The 2,500-nt window shown below is 69.6% G+C and carries 2 protein-coding genes; both read right to left on the bottom strand.

Translation table 11 applies throughout. From position 1 onward, the window contains the following. Positions 1–97 precede the first annotated feature (97 nt). Positions 98–1,672, bottom strand: coding sequence for a glycoside hydrolase family 13 protein (locus AB0M20_RS37960; protein WP_364305685.1), 1,575 nt, complete (start codon positions 1,670–1,672; stop codon positions 98–100). A gap of 78 nt (positions 1,673–1,750) precedes the next feature. Further along, on the bottom strand, positions 1,751–2,500 hold a 750-nt coding region (locus AB0M20_RS37965), incomplete at its 5' end, for a carbohydrate ABC transporter permease (RefSeq protein WP_364305686.1).

Consider the following 2,500-nt stretch of genomic DNA (forward strand, 5'->3'; position numbering starts at 1 on the left):
ACCGGCGGCGTTGGCGGGGGCGGCGGGGATCAGCAGGAGGGCGGCGCCGGCGAGCAGCGCCTTCTTCCAAGGGGACATGACCTTCCTCCATGAAGCGTCACATGCGAAGCCAGACGGCCGTGTCCGGCGGCAGGGACGAGCCGTCGAGTGGGCCACTGGCGAGGAGGCACGTCCGATGCGGTGGAAGGGGGACCGCGGCACCGGACATGTTGAGCACACACGCGAACGACTGTCCACGGGTGTACGCGAGCACCCCCGGCGCGGCCTCGAGCCACGCCATCGTGCCCTGATGCAGTCCCTCTTCCGCGCGGCGCAGGCGGATCGCCGCGCGGTAGAGCTCCAGCATCGAACTCGGGTCGCCGGTCTGGGCCTGGACCGTGCGGTCCTTCCACTCGGCGGGCTGGGGCAGCCACGGCTCCCCCGTCGTGAAGCCGAACGGCGCTTCGTCCCCGGTCCACGGCAGTGGCACCCGGGCGCCGTCGCGGGAGTGGCCGCGCCGGCCCCACATCGGATCCTGGAACCGCTCCGGGGGGATGCTCTCGTTCTCCCAGAGGCCGAGCTCCTCGCCCTGGTAGACGTAGGTGGCGCCGGGCAGGGACAGCGACAGCAACGCGGCGGCGCGGGCGCGGCGGGTGCCGAGCTCCAGGTCGACCGGCGTGCCGTCGAGGTTGTTGTCGAAGCTGAACGTGGTGTCGGCGCGGCCGTACCGGGTGACGTGCCGGGTGACGTCGTGATTGGACAGCACCCAGGTGGCCGGTGCGCCGATCGCCTCGTGCGCGTGCAGGGTGCGGTCGATGCAGGCGCGCATCAGGGCCGGATCCCAGGCGCAGCCGAGGAAGTCGAAGTTGAACGCGGCGTGCAGCTCGTCGGGCCGCAGGTACTTGGTGAAGCGCTCGACCTCGGGCATCCACACCTCGCCGATCAGCGCGCGGCTGTCGTACTCGTCGGCGACCCGCCGCCACCCGCGGTAGACGTCGTGGATCCCGTCGAGGTCGTGGAACGGGTGCGGGGCGCCGTCGGTGACCTCGGGCAGCGCGGGGTCCTTGAGCAGCAGCGCCGCCGAGTCGATCCGGATCCCGTCCACGCCGCGGTCGAACCAGAACCGCAGGATGTCCTCGAACTCGGCGCGCACGTCGGGGTGTTCCCAGTTGAGGTCGGGCTGCTCGGGCGTGAACAGGTGCAGGTACCACTCGCCGTCCGGCGCCCGCGTCCAGGTCGTGCCGCCGAACTCGCCGCGCCAGTCGGTCGGCATGAGCTCGCCGCCGGCGCCTCGTCCGGGCCGGAACCAGAAGTAGTCGCGCTCCTTGGCGCCGGGCGACGCGATGGCGGCCTTGAACCACGGGTGCTCGCTGGACACGTGGTTGGGCACGATGTCGACGATCATCCGGATGCCGGCCTCGTGCGCCTCCTCGATCAGCGCTTCGGCGCCGGCCAGCGTGCCGAAGGCCGGGTCGATGTCGCGGAAGTCGGCGACGTCGTAGCCGGCGTCGGCCATCGGCGACGGATACCAGGGACTCATCCAGATCGCGTCGACGCCGAGATCACGCAGGTGACCCAGTCGCGCGCGGATGCCGTCGATGTCGCCGACACCGTCGCCGTCCGCGTCGGCGAAGCTGCGCGGGTAGATCTGGTAGATCACCGCGTCGCGCCACCACGTCTTGTGGTCAGCCACTGCTACCTCTTTCCCAGTTTTTTGGGCTTTTTTCGGGCACGGTCGGCACAGGCGATCAGCGTTGACCGCCCGGCCGGCTCAGCCCTTCATCGACCCTGCGGAAAGGCCGCCGATGATGCTGCGCTGGAAGATCAGGAAGATCACGATCATGGGTACGGAGGCGATGACGAGCCCCGCCATGAACTCCGTCTGTGGCACCTGACTGGTGTTCGCGAGCCGGCTCAGCGCGACGCTCAGCGTCTGCTTCTCCGGGTCCTGCAACACCAGCAGCGGCCAGAGGAAGTCCTTCCAGATCCCGATGATCGCGAAGATCGACACCACGCCGAGCACCGGGCGGGACAGCGGCAGCACGATCGACCACAGCACCCGCAGCCGGCCCGCGCCGTCGATCGCCGCGGCATCCAGCAGGTCGTCGGGGATCTGGTCGAAGAAGCGCTTCAGCACGTACACGTTGAAGGCGTTGGCGACGGCCGGCAGCCAGAGCGCCCACGGGGTGTTCAGCAGGTTCCACCCGAAGATCGGCACGTCGGCGACGGTCAGATAGGCCGGCACCAGCAACGCGGCGGCCGGCAGCATCAGGCTGGCCAGCATGGCGCCGAGGATGATCCGCCCGAAGATCGGCCGCAGTTTGCTCAGCGCATAGGCCACCGCCACGTCGACGGTCAGCTGGATGAGCCAGCCGCCGACCGCGTAGTAGACGGTGTTCAGGAAGAACTTGCCGATCCGCATGTTCGTCCAGGCGGTCGCGTAGTTCTCCGGATGCCACGTCTCCGGCAGGAAGGACGGGACGGGCTGGGCGAACTCGACCGGCGTCTTCAGCGCGCTGGT

Origin of the sequence: Actinoplanes sp. NPDC051633, assembly GCF_040681735.1 — a bacterium.
Taxonomy (GTDB): domain Bacteria; phylum Actinomycetota; class Actinomycetes; order Mycobacteriales; family Micromonosporaceae; genus Actinoplanes.